The 1,781-nt window shown below is 59.9% G+C and carries 2 protein-coding genes; both read left to right on the top strand.

Annotated features, from left to right (window positions below; all coding sequences use genetic code 11):
* The first annotated feature begins 496 nt into the window (after window positions 1-496).
* Complete coding sequence (locus tag ACFWJO_RS37455) at window positions 497-1,267, top strand: helix-turn-helix domain-containing protein (protein WP_378493864.1); 771 nt, start codon at window positions 497-499, stop codon at window positions 1,265-1,267.
* Complete coding sequence (locus ACFWJO_RS37450; RefSeq protein ID WP_378493863.1) at window positions 1,264-1,695, top strand: hypothetical protein; 432 nt, start codon at window positions 1,264-1,266, stop codon at window positions 1,693-1,695. Before ACFWJO_RS37455 ends, ACFWJO_RS37450 begins: the two co-directional genes overlap by 4 nt.
* The last annotated feature ends 86 nt before the right edge of the window (window positions 1,696-1,781 follow it).

The following is a 1,781-nucleotide window of genomic DNA, read 5'->3' as shown; positions in this document are numbered from 1 at the left end:
ACAGCGGATTCCCTTACATCGGAACGGAGATGCACCTGTTCGATTAGGCAGGTGATCAGTGGAAGTGCAAGAGCCCGGCAGTCTGGATGCCGGGGACCAGCACATGGCCCATCGGGCACGTCGGAAAGCCAGGCAAGCGCAGGCTGTAGCAGGTATGCATCGGCCGGCGTCCAGGGCAGTGCTCCACGGCTCCCTGTGGTCGACGACTTTGACTTGGTGCAGTGGTGTAATGCATCGGTCCGGCCTCCAAGGCGGACGTCTGTGACGAAACGACAGGTGGATCGACCTCAACGTGCACAGTCATCGGGTTCTCCCTCTCCTATGCGCTTGGTGCCGCTTCGTGTGAGTCGTTCGCGTTGTGAGCGCCCGTCGGTGGACGAGAAGTTCCAACTTGGATGCATGACCAAGCACGCACGAATAGTATAAGCAAAATAAGCGAAAAACAAGCGAAAAAGACTGAGCGGTTTTCGTGGGGTCCGTGCGATAAGGAAGGTGCATGATCAGCGAACACGCAGCTCGGAGCCTTGACCGCAGTCAGTTGCTTCGTGTGCTGACCGGTAGAGTTAGCGAAATGGTGGAGAGTGAGTTGGAGCGGTTTGGTCGCCTCGTGGCCGACCGAAGGAAGGCCCTCGCTCTCACGCTCAAGCAGCTCTCAGAAGCCGGCGGGCCATCGGACGTCACCACCGGCAAGATTGAGCGTGCGGCGATTGAGGAACCCAGCGCGCGGACACTGCGACGCCTGGATGCAGGTCTTCGTTGGCAATCCGGGTCAGCAGCGAGAACCCTTCACGGGGGTGATCCGATATCGCTCGAAGAACTCCCAACAGCGTCAACAGCGATCGGTGCAGGGGCAGTCTCTGCGGGACCCAACTCGGTAACCTTGCCGCTGTCCGTCATTAGCGACCTATCGAACGTGGCAAAGGAATATGAGAATGTCGCGGCTCAAGAGGCGGTCACGCCAGATCAAGTCGCGGCCGTCAACGCCAAGTTCGACGTCCTGGTCGACAGGATCTTGCGATCGTGGGTGATCGCGCAGCTGGAGATAAAAGCCGGACCTACCCGTGACCAGCGTGATTTCCTGGTGGAGATGCTCATCGGGGACTATCTGGATCGAAAACCGATCCCTTCGAGCAAGGCCGACGAGATTGATCTGCTGTACATGCGATGGCTAACAGGGCGCGAATCAGAAGAGATAGACCCGGAGATGGACCGCCAGTTCACAGCTCGGTGGCAGCAGGCCAAGAACAAGGAGAAGAAGCCGACATGACGACCCACCTCTCCCCCTCCCTCAGCCAGAAGCTCGAGCGAATGCGCGACTTCTATCACCACCGCAACGAGCCACGGCTCTCGCTTCAAGCAGTGGCCACGATGGCTGGCCGAAATCTCTCCCGCCCTGTCTCGGCAGAGCTGCTCGAACGGGTCGAGTCCGGAGAAGTGCGCGACTTACCGGTCGACATCGCGGACGCCATCTGCGACGCAATGGGCGTCGATCGGTCGTACCTCCGCCCGGAGAATGGGCTCGACGTCGATATCGACCAACGGCTCCGCCTCTGGATCGCGATCCGTGACCGGGGCATTGAGCATTTCCAGGCGCGCGCGACGAGCGTGACCCGAGATGAGCTGGAAGACCTCATTGCTCATATCAGGACAATGCCGCTCGTCGGCGACGACCAGGCGAAAGCTACACGCGGCTGAACTTGAGTCGCAGGTTCTTCGGCCGCAGCGTCAGAGTCTCCTCAACGACGAGTTCATAGCCCGGTTCCGGTTCGATGTCGAAGCGC

The organism is Streptomyces sp. NPDC127092 (genome assembly GCF_042722475.1).
Classification (GTDB): Bacteria; Actinomycetota; Actinomycetes; order Streptomycetales; family Streptomycetaceae; genus Streptomyces.
This window is presented reverse-complemented; position numbering and strand designations above follow the sequence as displayed.

Coding starts and splice junctions, on each gene's coding strand:
- ACFWJO_RS37450 (WP_378493863.1), top strand. CDS start 1,264: ATGACGACCCACCTCTCCCCCTCCCTCAGCCAGAAGCTCGAGCGAATG.
- ACFWJO_RS37455 (WP_378493864.1), top strand. CDS start 497: ATGATCAGCGAACACGCAGCTCGGAGCCTTGACCGCAGTCAGTTGCTT.